Genomic DNA, 14,312 nt, shown 5'->3' on the forward strand with positions numbered 1-14,312 from the left:
GAAGACATGACACAGCAACTGATCGTCGGATTGATCGTCGCGGCCGCCGCGCTCTACGCGGTCTGGCGCTGGATGCCTGCCGGCTGGCGCCGTGGCGCCGCGCGCAAGTTCGCGGCCGGCACGCAGCGCGCGGGCCTCATCGATCAGGCCCGCGCCGATCAGCTCGCCGCCTCGCTGGCCAAGACCTCGGGCTGCGGCTCGTGCGACAGCTGCGGCAGCTGTGCCCCCAAGAAACCCGCTGGCGCCGACCCGGCCGACAGCCACAGCAGCCCCGCGCTGACTTCCACCACGCCCAGCACCGGACGCTGAGTCCGATGCCCGCGCACATCCTCGTCGCCGGGGGCGGGATCGGGGGGCTGGCCACGGCGCTGGCGCTGTCCCGCGCCCACCACCGCGCCGACGTCTTCGAGCAGGCCGCCGACTTCGGCGAAATCGGCGCCGGCGTGCAGCTCGGCCCCAACGCCACCCGCCGCCTTCACCAACTCGACCTCGGCCGCGGCCTCGCAGCCATCGCGGCGTGCCCCGAGGCGCTGGTGGTCCACAGCGCCGGCAGCGGCGCCGAACTGGCCCGCATGCCGCTGGGCGATGCCATGCAGCAGCGCTACGGCGCGCCGTACTGCTGCGTGCATCGCGCCGACCTGCACACGCTGCTGCTCGATGCCGTGCGCGCGCAGGGCACGGGCTCGCTGGTCACGGCCGCGCGCATCCGGCAGGTCGAGACCAGCGACGACCTGGTCTGCGTCTCGAGCACCGACGCGCGTGCGTGGGAGGGCGAGGCGCTGGTGGGGGCCGACGGCCTGTGGAGCCTGGTGCGGGCGCAGCTCGAATCCGAATCTGCTGAAGCGCCGCCGCGCGTGACGGGCCACACAGCCTGGCGTGCGTTGGTGCGTCAGGCCGACCTGCCTGCGGCGCTGCGTCGTTCGCGCGTCGATGTGTGGCTCGGGCCGCGTTTGCATGCGGTCGCGTACCCGGTGCGTGCTGGGGATGCGCTCAATGTCGTTGTGATTGCCGAATCTGCACCTGCGGGCGATGCGCGCGATTGGGATCAGGCCAGCAGCCTTGTGGCCTTGAAGCAGGCGATGGGTCGCAGCTGTGCGAGCCTTCAGTCATTGCTCGATGCGATGCCGAGTTGGCGCGCCTGGACGCTGAGCGACCGTGCGCCCGTGGCCGGGCCTAGCGACATGGCGCACGAGCGCGTGGCGCTGGTGGGCGATGCTGCGCATCCGATGGTGCCGTACCTCGCGCAAGGCGCTGGCATGGCGATCGAGGATGCGGTCGCGTTGGCGGATGCCTTGGGCGATGCCTCGGCGTTGGGTGTGCCGGCCGCGTTCGCGCGCTATGCCGATGCGCGCTGGGAACGCAATGCGCAGGTGCAGGCGCGGGCGCGTCGCAACGGCGAGATCTTTCATGCCACGGGTGCGGTGCGCTTCGGGCGCGACATGGCGATGCGGTTGCTGGGGTCCCGGCTGCTCGATCAGCCCTGGCTGTACGGCGGCTGATCCAGGGCGCGTGCCCAGGCCACCGGGTACTTCCCTCCGCGAATGTCCCCCGGGGCTTCGCCCCTCCTCCTTAATTTCGCTGCGGGAAGCACCCAGTGTCCTGGGCACGGGACACAGCGCTGGCGTGCAGCCGATCAACGACCGCGCTGCCCCACGCTTACGCCGATGGGGTGCCTTGCGCAGCGAAATTAAGGAGGAGGGCGAAGCCCGGGGGACATTCGCGGAGCAAGGTGCCCCGTCGGCGTGAGCGTCGCCCTGAAAAATCAGAGCCGGAACGTTTGCAGATGCTCGATGCGCTCGGCCAAGCCTTCCTGCCCCAGGTAATGCCCCTGCGTCCCATCGCGCATCTGCGCGAGCGTGGTTTCCAGTTCGACCAACATCGCATCGCGATCCGCCACGAAGGCCGGCGGCACGTCGATGCCGATCTGCGCGCAGGCGTCGGCGATCAGGTGCGCGCTGGCGGGCGCACCGCAGGCTGCGCACTTCACGATGGCCGCCACGGTCGGCTCGGCGCCGTTGTCCAGCAGGGCGCGCGTGAGTTCGGGCGAGATCTGACCGTCGATGTTGCGCAGCACGTCGGATGCCACCGGCGCGCCTGCGCGCACCAGCGCTGCCGCGGCGGCGAAGGCGCTGTGTCCCACGGCCACGTCGGTGGCGAGTGCACTGCCTTCATGCGGCCCTTCGAAGTTCAGGCCTGCGGCGGCAAGTTCGGCGACCAACGCAGCGTCGTCGGTGGCAATCGCGTGGCGCAGTGCCGCGCGTGCGAGCGCCGGGTGATGGCGCAGCGTGCCGTCTGCAAGCGGCGTGCGCCAGTCGACGATGGCGCGGCAATAGAAGGTGACCAGCTTGTCCATCAGATCGAGGTCCAGCCCGTAGCCTTCGTGGCGGTCATCGAGGTAGGCGAGCAGCGCCTGCCCCGAGAAGTAGTCACCCGTCGGCGCCAGCGGGTCTTCGTCGAGATGCAGCGCCGCGAAGGCGCCATACAGGTCGGCGGCCACGGGGCTCAGGCCGTCTTCGTGCAGCGCGTGCGTCCAGGCCGGCGGCAGGCCCTGCTTCCACGCGATGACCTGGCCGTGCGCGGCACCGGGCTCGACCACCGCGTAGACGCGGTCGCAGTACTCGAAGCCGCCGAAGGGCAGGTGCGTGAGCTTGCCGCTCCAGGGCGTGCCGCTGTCTTCAGCCCCTTCCTCGGCGAGTTCCTGCTCATGCTCGATCCAGCCCTGCAGGTCGCGGTAGCCGTCGCTGCCGTCCCAGAACAGCTCCGACCAGCTGACGCTCTCGACGTTGCCGTTCATCGGCAACGCGAGGTCGTAGTCGAGGCGCCCGCCTGCCGTGTGCTGCCACAGCGCGACCAGCGCCTCGGGCAGCGGGCCGGCGCACAAGGCCTGCACCGCATCGATCTGCTGCTGCGGCATCGGCGGTTGCGCGTCGAAGATCACGCGGTCGGCGAACAGCACGACGCCATGTTCGCGCAGGGTGGAGAGCTCTTCGGCAGAGAACGAGGTGTTGTTGTTCATGGCGGCAGCCTCCGTGTTCTCCAAAATGTAGCGCTTTGCGCCGAGGGAGCAACCCTCGTTCGCCCGGGGCTGCTGCAAGCCTCTGCATGACGCACTACAGATCGGTGCGCAGCTTCCAGATCTCGGGGAACAACACCACGTCGAGCATCTTGCGCAAGTAGCTCACGCCCCCCGTGCCGCCGGTGCCGCGCTTGAAGCCGATCACGCGTTCGACCGTGGTCACGTGGCGGAAGCGCCAGAGGCGGAAGGCGTCTTCGAGGTCGGTGAGTTTTTCGCCGAGCTGGTACAGGTCCCAGTGGTCGTGCGGGTTGCGGTAGACCGTGAGCCAGGCGGCCTCGACGCCGTCGCTCGATTCGTAGGGCTGGGTCCAGTCGCGCTCCAGCCGGTCGGCGGGCACGGGCAGGCCGTGGCGTGCGAGCAGGCGCAGCGATTCGTCGTAGAGCGAGGGTGCGCGGTAGGCTGCATCCACCTGCGCGAGCAGGTCGGCGCGATGCGCGTGCGGCTTGAGCATGGCGGCGTTCTTGTTGCCGAGCAGGAACTCGATGCAGCGGTACTGCGCGCTCTGGAAGCCGCTGGAATTGGCGAGGTAGGGGCGCATCGCCGTGTACTCGGGCGGCGTCATGGTCGAGAGCACGGTCCACGCGCTTACCAGCTGTTCCATGATGCGGCTCACGCGCGCGAGCATCTTGAAGGCGTCAGGCAGGCGCTCTTGCGCGATGCACTGCACGGCGGCGTGCAGCTCGTGCAGCATGAGCTTCATCCAGAGCTCGCTGGTCTGGTGCTGCACGATGAACAGCATCTCGTCGTGCGCGGGCGACAGCGGGTGCTGCGCGTTGAGGATCTCGTTGAGGTGCAGGTAGTCGCCGTAGCTCATGGACTTGCTGAAGTCCAGCTGCGCCTTCTCTTCGTGGACGATGGACTCGGGGGTCTTGTTGCTGTCGTTGTCGGTGCTCATGTCACTGCGTTCTTGCGGTTGAATTCGGCGCGTCGCCACTCGCCGGTCTCGAGCACCTGCACGAGGTGTTCGACCGAGTGCCACACGTCCTCGAAGCCGAGGTACAGCGGCGTGAAGCCGAAGCGCAGGATGTCGGGCATCTGCGAATCGCCGGCGCGGTAGTCGCCGATCACGCCGCGCGCGATCAGCGCCTGCACGATGGCGTAGGCGCCTTCCTCGCGGCTGAGGCACACCTGCGAGCCGCGCAGCGCGTGGTCGCGCGGCGTGACGAGCGAGAGGCCTTGTCCTGCGCAGCGTTGCTCGACCAATTGGATGAACAGGTCGGTGAGCGCGAGCGATTTGGTGCGTAGCGCGGCCATCGCACCGCCGGTGCCGTTGAAGGCTTCGGCGGCCAGCACGGTGTCGAGCCCGCATTCGAGCCCGGCCAAGGCGATGACCGGTTGCGTGCCGCACAGGTAGCGGCCGACGCCTGGGGCAGGGCGGTAGTGCGGCGTGAACTCGAAGGGCGCCGCGTGGCCCCACCAGCCCGACAGCGGCTGTTCGAACTGGCCTGCGTGCTTGGTGTTCACCCAGGCGAAGGCCGGCGCGCCGGGGCCGCCGTTGAGGTACTTGTAGCCGCAGCCAATCGCGTAGTCGGCGTTGCTGTCGTTGAGCGCCACGGGCACGGCGCCCGCGCTGTGCGCGAGGTCCCACACGGTGAGCGCGCCCGCGGCGTGCGCGGCGGCGGTGACGGCCTTCATGTCGTGCATGGCGCCGGTGCGGTAGTTGACGTGCGTGAGCATGAGCACGGCGACTTCGTCGGTCAGCGCGGCAGGCAGCTCGGCTGCATCGATCAGCTTCAGTGTGAAGCCGCGTTCACGGCACAGCGATTCGGCGATGTACAGGTCGGTGGGGAAGTTGCTGCGCTCGCTCACCACCAGCTTGCGTCCGCTCGCCTTCTGCTGCGAGAGCGCGGCGAACAGCACCTTGTAGAGATTGACGGAGGTGCTGTCGGTGCACACCACTTCGCCGGGCGCGGCGCCGATCAGGCGGGCCACCTTGTCGCCCAGGCGCTGCGGCAGGTCGAACCAGCTCGCGGTGTTCCACGAGCGGATCAGGCCTTCGCCCCATTCCTTGGCCACCACGTCGGCGATGCGCGCGGGCGCGGCCTTGGGCAGCACGCCGAGCGAGTTGCCGTCGAGGTAGAGCACGCCCTCGGGCAGGGTGAATTGGTCGCGCAGGGCGCGCAGCGGGTCTTGCGCGTCGAGGGCGCGGCAGTCGGCGAGGGTCGTCGTCATGGAAGGAAGGGTTTCAGCGGGGAAGTTCGCGCAGCACGGCGCGCACGGGGGAGGCATCGGCGCTTGTCAGCTTGAGCGGCAGCGCGATGAGTTCGTAGTCGCCCTCGGGCACGTCGTCGAGCACGAGGTTCTCGAGCACGCGCAGGTCGAGGTGGCGGATGCGCTGGTGGCTGTCGAGGGTCTTGCTGTCGGCCGGGTCGATGCTGGCGGTGTCGATGCCGATGAGCTTCACGCCCATGGCCGCCAGGCGCTCGACGGTGGCGGGTGCATAGGCCGCGAGCTGCGGGTCCCAGCGGTCGACGGGCATGGCCGGGTAGGTGCGCACAAGCACGCGCGGGGGCAGCGTGTCGTTCACGGCATGCGCGATGTGCTCCCAGGTGACCAGCGGGCCGCGGCCGATCGCATGGATCACGCGGCAGGGGCCGAGGAAGGGCGTGAGGTCGACCTGGCCGATGGTCTGGCCTTCGGGGGCGTAGTGCAACGGCGCGTCGGCATGGGTGCCCACGTGCGGCGACAGCGTGATCGCGCTCACGTTGACCGGGCAGCCGGGGCCGATGGTGGCGCACCACTGCTGCGAATACGGCGTGTCGCCCGGGAACACCGGGCTGCCGGCGTGCACGGGGGCGGAAATGTCCCAGAGTCGGAGCGGGGCGGTCATGGCGGGCGGCAGGGCGAAGGAAGAAAAAGGGCAGTGTGGGCCGGTTGGAGTCGGTCCACAAGGGGCCGGCGGGTGCCGAATGCTATGCGCAGTGGCTGCCTTGAGTCGAGAAGTTATCCATCAATCATCGAAAGATTGAATAATCTATTCAATCGACAGGAAATGGAGAACAAATCATGCAAGCCGACCTCGACCGAACCGACCTCCAGTTGCTGCGCGCGCTGCAGGACAACGCCCGCCTGACCTCGGGCGAGCTGGCGCAGATGGCGCACCTGTCGCAGTCGCCGTGCTGGCGGCGGGTGAAGAAGCTGGAGGACGACGGCGTGATCGGCGGCTACCACGCGGGCCTGAACCGGCGCGCGCTGGGTTTCGGCGTGCTGGCCTTCGTGATGGTCGGCATCGACCACCAGACCGAGATCTCGTCGCGCGCCTTCGAGGACGCGGTGTGCGCCATTCCCGAGGTGGTGATGTTCCACGGCATCTCGGGGCCGGCGGACTTCATCCTCGTGGTGGTCGCGAAGGACCTCGATGCGTACTCCGACCTGTTGCAGCGCAAGCTGCACCGCCTGCCGGGCGTGCGCCATGTGCAGACGCATTTCTCGCTGCAGGAGTTCAAGGGGCAGCTGGGCGGGTTGCCGGTACCCATGGCCTGAGAAGGTGTGAATCAACCTACTGCGCGCCCCGATCTCGCATCTGCGGTCCTCACCGTACGCGTGTACGGTTCCGGTCCTCGATGCGACCTCGGGGCGCTCGCTACGGTTTCTTCACACCTTCTGGGCCGTCAGTGCAGTTCGTCGGACAGCATCGGCAGCCCATGCCGCAGGCGCGCGCGCTGGCAGGCGTCGCTGCCGGCCTGCAGCTCGTGGCAGGGGTTGGGTCGCCATTCGTAGATGCCGCAGGCCACCGACTGGCCGATCTTGCCGGTGAGCGCGGCGCAGCGCGCCGGCGTGTGGTCGGTGCCGCGCATGCGGCACAGGGCGTCGTTCACGTCGACCGCCAGGCCCGAGGGCACGCGACCGCCGTGGTCGTCGAGCTCGTGCACGCTGAAGTCGACGCGGTAGCTGGCGCAGCAGGCGCCGCAGGTCTGGCAGGGAGACATGGGATCAGGAAGCGAGCAGCGCGGCGTCACGCACGCGCTGCAGCATGCGGCGGCGGATCAGCCCGCTCGCGGGTCGGATCAGCAGCCAGTAGGCGGTGAAGCGGCGCTGCGCGGCGGCATCGCCGCACCAGACCCGGGTGCGGGTGGTGAGGCGCGTGCCCGTGCCTTCGGGCTCGGCCGTGAAATGAAGCACCAGCTTGGCCAGGCCCGTGGCATCGAGCGCGGCGAAGGCCGGGCCGTCGGCCAGCGGGACCAGGCCGTAGTCGAAGCGCCAGAAGCGGCCGGCCAGGCCGAAGGCCAGTTCGCGCTCGCCGTCGCGCCCCAGCGGCGTGAAGTCGGCAAACCCGAAAGCCTCGCGCTGGCGCAGCGTGGGGGCGGCCAGCCCGAGCCGGCTGGCCAGCCGGTTCGGCAGTTCGCGCAGCGCGATCAGGCTGCGCGCCACGGGGTCGTCGGTGATCTCGGGGCGGGCCGCCACGTCGAGCACGCGCGCGGGCGACGCGGGCACGTGGAGGCTGTGCGTCTCCGCGAACTGGTAGCGCGGCAGGTAGCGGTTCATCAGCTCCATGCGGCGCCCGGGTGGTTCATTGGATCGATGTCAGAGCCTGCCGAGCAGCAGGAACTCCATCAGCGCCTTCTGTGCGTGCAGGCGGTTCTCGGCCTCGTCCCACACGACCGACTGCGGGCCGTCGATGACCTCGGCCTGCACTTCCTCGCCGCGGTGCGCAGGCAGGCAGTGCATGAAGAGGGCGTCGGACTGGGCGATGCGCATCATGTCTTCGTCGACGCACCAGTCGGCAAAAGCCTTGCGGCGCGCCTCGTTCTCGGCCTCGTAGCCCATGCTGGTCCACACGTCGGTGGTGACCAGGTCGGCGCCGCGGCAGGCTTCCATCGGGTCCTTGAAGACCTTGTAGCTGTCGCCCGAGCGGATGCCGGCGATCGACTGGTCGACCTCGTAGCCGCTGGGCGTGCTCACGTGCACGGTGAAGCCCAGGATCTCGGCCGCCTGCAGCCAGGTGTTGGCCATGTTGTTGCCGTCGCCGACCCACGCCACCGTCTTGCCCTGGATCGAGCCGCGGTGCTCGATGTAGGTGAAGATGTCCGCCAGGATCTGGCAGGGGTGGAACTCGTTGGTCAGGCCGTTGATGACGGGCACGCGCGAGTGCGCGGCGAAGGCGTCGATCTTGGTCTGCTCGTAGGTGCGGATCATCACCAGGTCGACCATGCGGCTGATGACCTTGGCGCTGTCCTCGATGGGCTCGGCGCGGCCCAGCTGGCTGTCACCGGTGGTCAGGTGCACCACGCTGCCGCCGAGCTGGTACATGCCGGCCTCGAAGCTCACGCGGGTGCGCGTGCTGGCCTTCTCGAAGATCATGGCCAGCGTGCGGTCGACCAGCGGCTGGTGCTTTTCGTAGGTCTTGAACTTCTTCTTGATGATCGCCATGCGATCGAAGAGGTAGACGTACTCGTCGGCCGTGAGGTCCGAGAACTGCAGGTAGTGGCGCAGGGCGTTCGGTGCGGCGGCGGTCGTCATTGCGCAACGGGCTCCGAGAGGAAGGTTTTGACGATCGGCGCGAGAATCGCAACGATCTCGTCGGCCTCGGCAATGCTCAGGATGAGCGGCGGCACGAGGCGGATCACCTTGTCGGCCGTGACGCTCAGCAGCAGGCCGGCGTCGCAGGCGCGGTTCAGGATCGCGCCGCAGGGCCGGTCGAGCTCGATGCCCAGCATCAGGCCCTGGCCGCGGATCTCCTTCACGCCGGGCAGGCTGCCGATTTCGCGTTCCAGCGCAGCCTTCAGGTGGGCGCCGACGGTGGCGGCGTTCTCGAGCAGCTTGTGCTCTTCCATGATGCGGATGGTTTCCACACCGGCGCGCATCGCCAGCGGGTTGCCGCCGAAGGTGGTGCCGTGGTTGCCCGGGCCGAAGATGTTGGCGGCCTTGGGGCCGGCCACGACGGCGCCGATCGGCACGCCCGAGCCCAGGCCCTTGGCCAGCGGCATCACGTCAGGCTTGATGCCCGCCCACTGGTGGGCGAACCACTTGCCGGTGCGGCCCATGCCGCACTGCACTTCGTCGATCATCATGAGCCAGTCGCGCTCGTCGCACAGCTGGCGCACCTGCTTGAGGTAGTCGACGCGCATCGGGTTGATGCCGCCTTCGCCCTGGATGGTTTCGAAGAACACGGCGACCACGTTCGGGTTGCCTTCGGTGGCCTTCTTCAGCGCCTCGATGTCGTTCAGCGGCACGCGGATGAAGCCTTCGACCAGCGGGCCGAAGCCGGCCTGCACCTTGGGGTTGCCGGTGGCCGACAGCGTGGCGATGCTGCGGCCGTGGAAGGCGGCTTCGTAGACGACGATCTCGGGGCGCTCGATGCCCTTGTCGTGGCCGAACTTGCGCGCCAGCTTCAGGGCGGCTTCGTTGGCTTCCAGTCCGGTGCAGCAGAAGAAGGCGTTGGTCAGGCCCGACAGCTCGGTGAGCTTGGTGGCGAGCTGTTCCTGGCCGGTCACGTGGTAGTAGTTGGAGCTGTGGATCAGCTTGGTCAGCTGGTCCTGCAGGGCGGGCACCAGCTCGGGGTGGTTGTGGCCCAGCGTGTTGACGGCGATGCCGCCCAGGCCGTCGAGGTAGGCCTTGCCCGTGGTGTCCCAGACTCGGCAGCCCTGGCCGTGCGACAGCGCGATCGGCAGGCGACCGTAGGTGTTCATGACGTGGGGCGAGGTGGGTTGCTGGGCGGTGGCGCTCATTCGGTTCTCCAGATAGGGAACGCGAATTCTAGGCGTGCGGTTTGACGGCTTCGTTGAGGATTCCGCATCACAGCAATGCCCCCCATTCAGGATGCAAAAAGGGCCCCGGATACAATCGCTTGCTGCACCGCAGCACCTGTTCCGGTCGCCTCACTTCACGATGATTTCCCCCAACGCCAAAGAAATCTTCATCCAGGGCATCACCCACGATGGCCGCACTTTTCGCCCCAGCGACTGGGCCGAACGCCTCGCCGGCGTCATGTGCTCCTTCCGCCCCGGCGGCGCCTACCCGGGCAGCCACCTGAGCTATTCGCCCTGGTGCATTCCCACGACCATCAACGGCGTGAAATGCGTGGTGGTGAACCGCGCCCTGCGCGACGCCGAGCCCATGGCCTGGGACTTCTGCGTGAACTTCGCCAAAGACAATAACCTCCAGGTGGCCGAGGCCTGCCTAGTGCCCGACCCGGCGGACACGCCGCCCCCTCCCCAAAAGGCCTGACTTCCAGGCCTTTTTCTTTTCTGCGCGGCCGTTTTGGCCTGGGCACTTTTCGAGCGCCCATGAAAAAACCGCCCGAAGGCGGTTTTTCACTTTTGCTTGCTGCAGCGCACCCCGATCAAACGGCGGACCGGAGGATTCCGGTCCGGGCTTGCCTGACAGGTGTCAGGCGGCGGCCTTTTCAGGCGCCAGGGCGAGGGCCTTGACCTTGGCCGACAGGCGGCTCTTGTCGCGGGCGGCCTTGTTCTTGTGGAAGATGCCCTTGTCGGCGACGGTGTCGACGATGCTCTGGGCCTTCGCGAACAGTTCGCTTGCCTTGGTCTTGTCGCCAGCCAGAACAGCCTTTTCGACGTTCTTGACAGCGGTACGGTATTTGGAGCGCAGCGAGGTGTTCGCAGCGTTGAGCTTGACGTCCTGGCGGACGCGCTTGCGGCCCGACGCGAGGCGCGGGTTCTTCTTCTTGGGCTTGGCGGATGCCATATTTAGTGTTCCTTAGGTGTCTGAGGATGATGCAGCAAAGCCCTCCATTATAGGCTGGGTTCCGGTTTTTGCCGAATTGCCTGCTTTTGCCACCTTTCGCAGCCCTACACTCGCCCCCGTGTCCCTGTTCAAATCCGCCTCCACCGTCTCCCTGCTGACCCTCGCTTCGCGGATCACGGGCCTCGTGCGCGACGTGCTGTTTGCCTCGGTGTTCGGCGTCAGCGCGCTCACCGACGCCTTCAACGTCGCTTTTCGCATCCCCAACCTGTTTCGCCGCGTGTTCGGCGAGGGCGCCTTCAGCCAGGCCTTCGTGCCGGTGCTGGCCGCGCGCAAGACCGAGGCGGGGCAGGAGGGCGCCCGGGAGCTGGTCGACCACGTCGCCACGCTGCTGACCTGGGCCCTGGTGGTGCTGTGCGTGGCCGGCGTGGCCGGCGCGCCGCTGCTGGTCTGGGCCATGGCCAGCGGCCTGCAGGGTTTCGACGCCGCCGTGGTCATGACGCGCTGGATGTTCCCCTACATCGGCTTCATGTCGCTGGTGGCGCTGGCGGGCGGCATCCTCAACACCTGGCGCAAGTTCGCCGTGCCGGCGGCGTCGCCGGTGCTGCTCAACATCGCGCTGATCCTGTCGATCTCCATCGGCGCGCCGCTGTTCCGCCGCTACGGCATCGAGCCGATCTACGCCCAGTGCGTGGGCGTGATGGTCGGTGGCGTGCTGCAGCTGGCCCTGCAGATTCCGGCGCTGCGCGCATTGGGGCTCATGCCTCGCATCGGCGCCAGCTTCAAGGCGCTGCGCGCCGCGTGGACCGATCCGACCACCCGCAAGGTCATGAAGCTCATGCTGCCGGCGCTGCTGGGCGTGAGCGTGGCGCAGATCTCGCTGCTCATCAACACGCAGATCGCCTCGCACCTGGCCACCGGCAGCGTGACCTGGGTCACCAACGCCGACCGGCTGATGGAATTCCCCACCGCCATGCTCGGCGTGGCGCTGGGCGTGGTGCTGATGCCGCAACTCGCGGGCGCCCGCGCCGCCAAGGACGACGCGCGCTATTCGTCGCTGCTCGACTGGGGCCTGCGCCTCGTGGTGGTGCTGGCGGCGCCGTGCGCCGTGGCGCTGCTGCTGTTCGCCAAGCCGCTCGTGGCCGTGCTGTTCCACAACGGCGCCTACACCGGCGAGGACGTGGGCCGCACCACCGTGGCGCTCATGGGCTACGGCGTGGGGCTGGTCGGCCTCGTGGCGGTGAAGGTGCTCGCGCCCGGCTACTACGCCAAGCACGACACGCGCACGCCCATGCTGATCGCCGTGACGGTGCTGGTGTTCACGCAGGTGCTCAACTTCTTCCTGGTGCCGCTGCTGCAGCACGCGGCGCTGACGCTGACCATCGGCATCGGGGCGCTGGTCAACGCGCTGTGGCTGCTGATCGGCCTGATCCGCCGCGGCAGCTACACCCCCGAGCCCGGCTGGGGCAAGTTCGCGCTGCAGGTGCTGCTGGGCACCGTGGTGCTGGCGGTCTTGCTGGCCTGGGGCGCGCACTATTTCGACTGGGTCGGCCTGCGCGCGCAGCGCTTGCACCGCATCGGCCTTCTGGCCGCGCTCATCGCCGGCGCCGCGCTGCTCTATTTCGCCGTGCTCACCGCCGCAGGCGTGCGCCTGCGCAGTTTCATGCGCCGCTGAAGCGCTGTTGGCGAGCCGGAAAACACTGCCTTGACGCTCCCCGCGGGCTCCTCTACAAAGCCATATGACGTTCAGCTACCAGGTTCCCACGGCACTGGAATATTTCGAGTCGCTGGTCGGCAGCGATGACCACTTTCCGCTGCTCGAAGCGGCGGCCAGCATCGCGCAGGACGAATACCCCGAACTCGACGTGCAGCAGGTGCTGGGCGACGTCGACCAGCTGCTCGCGCGCCTCAAGCGCCGCCTGCCGGCCGACGCCGCGCCGCTGGCCCGGCTGCGCGCGCTGAACCAGTTCTTCTTCAGCGACCTGAATTTCGGCGGCAACGTCAACGACTACTACGACCCCGACAACAGCTACCTGAACGCCGTGCTGCGCACCCGCCGCGGCATTCCGATCTCGCTGGCCGTGCTGTGGATGGAGCTGGCCCAGGGCCTGGGCCTGCAGACGCGCGGCATCAGCTTCCCGGGGCATTTCATGGTCAAGGTCACGCTGCCCAAGGGGCAGGTCGTGATCGACCCGTTCACCGGCAAGTCGCTCTCGCGCGAAGAGCTGGGCGAGCGGCTCGAGCCCTACAAGCGCGGCAACGGGCTGGTCGGCGAGTTCGACGTGCCGCTGGGCCTGTACCTGCAGCCCGCGAGCCCGCGCGAGATCATCGCGCGCATGCTGCGCAACCTGAAGGAAGTGCACCACGCGCAGGAAGACTGGCCGCGCTACATCGCGGTGCAGAACCGCCTCATTGCCCTCTTGCCCACCGCCTGGGGCGAGCACCGCGACCGCGGCGTGGCGCATGCCGAGCAGGGTCATGCGGCGCTGGCCGTGCGCGACCTCGAAACCTACCTCGCCAACGCCGAAGACGCGCTCGACATCGACGCGATCGCCGAGCGCGTGGCGCTGCTGCGGCGCCTGGCCAACTAGCCACAACGCCCATGACCGACACCCGCACCGGCGTGAGCGCGGCGCCCGACCTGGGCACGCTGCACGAATTCCACGGCGTGCAGCCGGTGCTGCCGGTGTCCGACGTCTCGCGCGCCGCGCGCTGGTTTTCCGAGGTGCTGGGTTTCGAGATCGACTTCATCGCCGGCGAGCCGCCCAGCTACGCCCGCGTGATGAAGGGCGACCGCAGCTACGGCGACCCCGTGTACCTGCGCCTGTGGCAATGCGGCAGCCGCGAGGCCCGGCCCTGGCGCGGCGAAATCGTGATCCACGTCGGCAAGGACATCGACGGCCTGCACGCCGCCTATGTGAAGCGCGGCGTGACCATCATCGAGCCGCCCACGTCCCAGCCCTGGGGCCTGCGCGAATTCGCGATCCGCGAACCCGACGGCCACGTGCTGCGGTTCTGCGGCTATCTCTGAAACACAAAATTACAAACAGATCGATGCGGCCGTGTCGATCCGCGGCCCGCTCGCGCGACGTGTGAACAGGAGCACGCAGATTCCGGCGTCTCCCGATCCCCACCCACTTTCAGGAGAAACGACATGCGATTCATGGTTCTGGTCAAGGCGAGCAAGGATTCCGAAGCCGGCGTGATGCCGAGCACCGAGATCCTCACCGAGATGGGCCGGTTCAACGAAGAACTGGTCAAGGCCGGCGTGCTGCTGGCGGGCGAAGGGCTGCACCCGTCGTCCAAGGGCGCGCGCGTGCGCTGCGAAGGCAAGAAGCGCACCGTCATCGACGGCCCCTTCACCGAGACCAAGGAGCTGCTCGCGGGCTTCTGGCTGCTGCAGGTCAAGTCGAAGGAAGAGGCCATCGAGTGGATCAAGCGCAGCCCGTTCCAGGAAGGCGAGATCGAGATCCGCCAGGTCTTCGAGGCCACCGATTTCGGCGAGGCCATGACGCCCGAGCTGCTGGCGCAGGAAGACCGCTTGCGCGCCGAGTCGGCTGCCAAGGCCGGCCGCTGAACTTCATCCATTCCTCGA

The 14,312-nt window shown here is 68.3% G+C and carries 17 protein-coding genes; 8 read left to right on the plus strand and 9 right to left on the minus strand.

All coding sequences use genetic code 11. The features are described from left to right. Positions 1-6 precede the first annotated feature (6 nt). Both VHAB30_RS02300 and VHAB30_RS02305 read left to right on the plus strand, forming a co-directional pair. A complete protein-coding gene (locus tag VHAB30_RS02300; protein WP_062477175.1) occupies positions 7-309 on the plus strand; it encodes a DUF6587 family protein in 303 nt (100 codons plus the stop codon). Positions 310-314: 5 nt separating this feature from the next. After that, on the plus strand, positions 315-1,499 hold the full coding sequence (locus VHAB30_RS02305) for an FAD-dependent monooxygenase (protein ID WP_159275671.1): 1,185 nt from the start codon (positions 315-317) through the stop codon (positions 1,497-1,499). Between the two features lie 263 nt (positions 1,500-1,762). Here the strand turns inward: VHAB30_RS02305 and VHAB30_RS02310 are convergent, their stop codons facing one another. The 4 genes from VHAB30_RS02310 to kynB all read right to left on the minus strand — a co-directional run bounded on the left by VHAB30_RS02310 (position 1,763) and on the right by kynB (position 5,906). Next, entirely contained in the window at positions 1,763-3,016 is a 1,254-nt protein-coding gene (locus VHAB30_RS02310) for an SMI1/KNR4 family protein (protein WP_159275672.1), read from the minus strand. Between the two features lie 94 nt (positions 3,017-3,110). Further along, positions 3,111-3,971, minus strand: coding sequence for a tryptophan 2,3-dioxygenase (gene kynA, locus VHAB30_RS02315; RefSeq protein WP_159275673.1), 861 nt, complete (start codon positions 3,969-3,971; stop codon positions 3,111-3,113). After that, positions 3,968-5,248: a kynureninase gene (gene kynU, locus VHAB30_RS02320; protein WP_159275674.1), complete on the minus strand. Its 1,281-nt coding sequence runs from the start codon at positions 5,246-5,248 to the stop codon at positions 3,968-3,970. The genes kynA and kynU overlap by 4 nt, the downstream gene beginning before the upstream one ends. 13 nt (positions 5,249-5,261) lie before the next feature. Further along, positions 5,262-5,906, minus strand: a complete 645-nt coding sequence (gene kynB, locus VHAB30_RS02325) for an arylformamidase (RefSeq protein WP_159273237.1) — start codon at positions 5,904-5,906, stop codon at positions 5,262-5,264. A gap of 176 nt (positions 5,907-6,082) precedes the next feature. Between kynB and VHAB30_RS02330 the strand changes: the two genes are divergently transcribed. Next, complete coding sequence (locus tag VHAB30_RS02330) at positions 6,083-6,559, plus strand: Lrp/AsnC family transcriptional regulator (protein WP_070062307.1); 477 nt, start codon at positions 6,083-6,085, stop codon at positions 6,557-6,559. 128 nt (positions 6,560-6,687) lie between these two features. Here the strand turns inward: VHAB30_RS02330 and VHAB30_RS02335 are convergent, their stop codons facing one another. The 4 genes from VHAB30_RS02335 to VHAB30_RS02350 are packed head-to-tail and all read right to left on the minus strand — an operon-like array spanning position 6,688 to position 9,744. After that, entirely contained in the window at positions 6,688-7,005 is a 318-nt protein-coding gene (locus VHAB30_RS02335) for a YkgJ family cysteine cluster protein (RefSeq protein ID WP_159275675.1), read from the minus strand. Between the two features lie 4 nt (positions 7,006-7,009). Then, positions 7,010-7,570 (minus strand): DUF2867 domain-containing protein, encoded by a 561-nt coding sequence (locus VHAB30_RS02340; protein WP_159275676.1) that lies wholly within the window; start codon positions 7,568-7,570, stop codon positions 7,010-7,012. Positions 7,571-7,600: 30 nt separating this feature from the next. Then, positions 7,601-8,536, minus strand: a complete 936-nt coding sequence (gene argF, locus VHAB30_RS02345) for an ornithine carbamoyltransferase (protein ID WP_159275677.1) — start codon at positions 8,534-8,536, stop codon at positions 7,601-7,603. Next, positions 8,533-9,744, minus strand: coding sequence for an aspartate aminotransferase family protein (locus tag VHAB30_RS02350; RefSeq protein WP_139706505.1), 1,212 nt, complete (start codon positions 9,742-9,744; stop codon positions 8,533-8,535). Before VHAB30_RS02350 ends, argF begins: the two co-directional genes overlap by 4 nt. Before the next feature lie 160 nt (positions 9,745-9,904). Here VHAB30_RS02350 and VHAB30_RS02355 point away from each other — a divergent pair, with 160 nt between their 5' ends. Further along, complete coding sequence (locus VHAB30_RS02355) at positions 9,905-10,243, plus strand: DUF3579 domain-containing protein (protein ID WP_159275678.1); 339 nt, start codon at positions 9,905-9,907, stop codon at positions 10,241-10,243. 162 nt (positions 10,244-10,405) lie between these two features. On the opposite strand, the gene rpsT is transcribed toward VHAB30_RS02355, so the two are convergent. Next, positions 10,406-10,720 carry a 30S ribosomal protein S20 gene (rpsT, locus tag VHAB30_RS02360; protein ID WP_056571937.1) on the minus strand — a complete coding sequence of 105 codons (315 nt, stop codon included), beginning with the start codon at positions 10,718-10,720 and terminating at the stop codon, positions 10,406-10,408. 118 nt (positions 10,721-10,838) lie between these two features. Here rpsT and murJ point away from each other — a divergent pair, with 118 nt between their 5' ends. The 4 genes from murJ to VHAB30_RS02380 all read left to right on the plus strand — a co-directional run bounded on the left by murJ (position 10,839) and on the right by VHAB30_RS02380 (position 14,294). Beyond that, positions 10,839-12,392 carry a murein biosynthesis integral membrane protein MurJ gene (gene murJ, locus VHAB30_RS02365; RefSeq protein ID WP_159275679.1) on the plus strand — a complete coding sequence of 518 codons (1,554 nt, stop codon included), beginning with the start codon at positions 10,839-10,841 and terminating at the stop codon, positions 12,390-12,392. Between the two features lie 64 nt (positions 12,393-12,456). After that, positions 12,457-13,308 (plus strand): SirB1 family protein, encoded by an 852-nt coding sequence (locus tag VHAB30_RS02370; protein ID WP_062477211.1) that lies wholly within the window; start codon positions 12,457-12,459, stop codon positions 13,306-13,308. Between the two features lie 11 nt (positions 13,309-13,319). After that, entirely contained in the window at positions 13,320-13,748 is a 429-nt protein-coding gene (locus VHAB30_RS02375; protein WP_056571928.1) for a bleomycin resistance protein, read from the plus strand. A 123-nt stretch (positions 13,749-13,871) separates the two neighbouring features. Beyond that, positions 13,872-14,294 carry a YciI family protein gene (locus VHAB30_RS02380; RefSeq protein ID WP_095950564.1) on the plus strand — a complete coding sequence of 141 codons (423 nt, stop codon included), beginning with the start codon at positions 13,872-13,874 and terminating at the stop codon, positions 14,292-14,294. The last annotated feature ends 18 nt before the right edge of the window (positions 14,295-14,312 follow it).

The sequence above is a fragment of the Variovorax boronicumulans genome (assembly GCF_009811375.1).
GTDB classification, from domain to species: Bacteria; Pseudomonadota; Gammaproteobacteria; order Burkholderiales; family Burkholderiaceae_C; genus Variovorax; species Variovorax boronicumulans.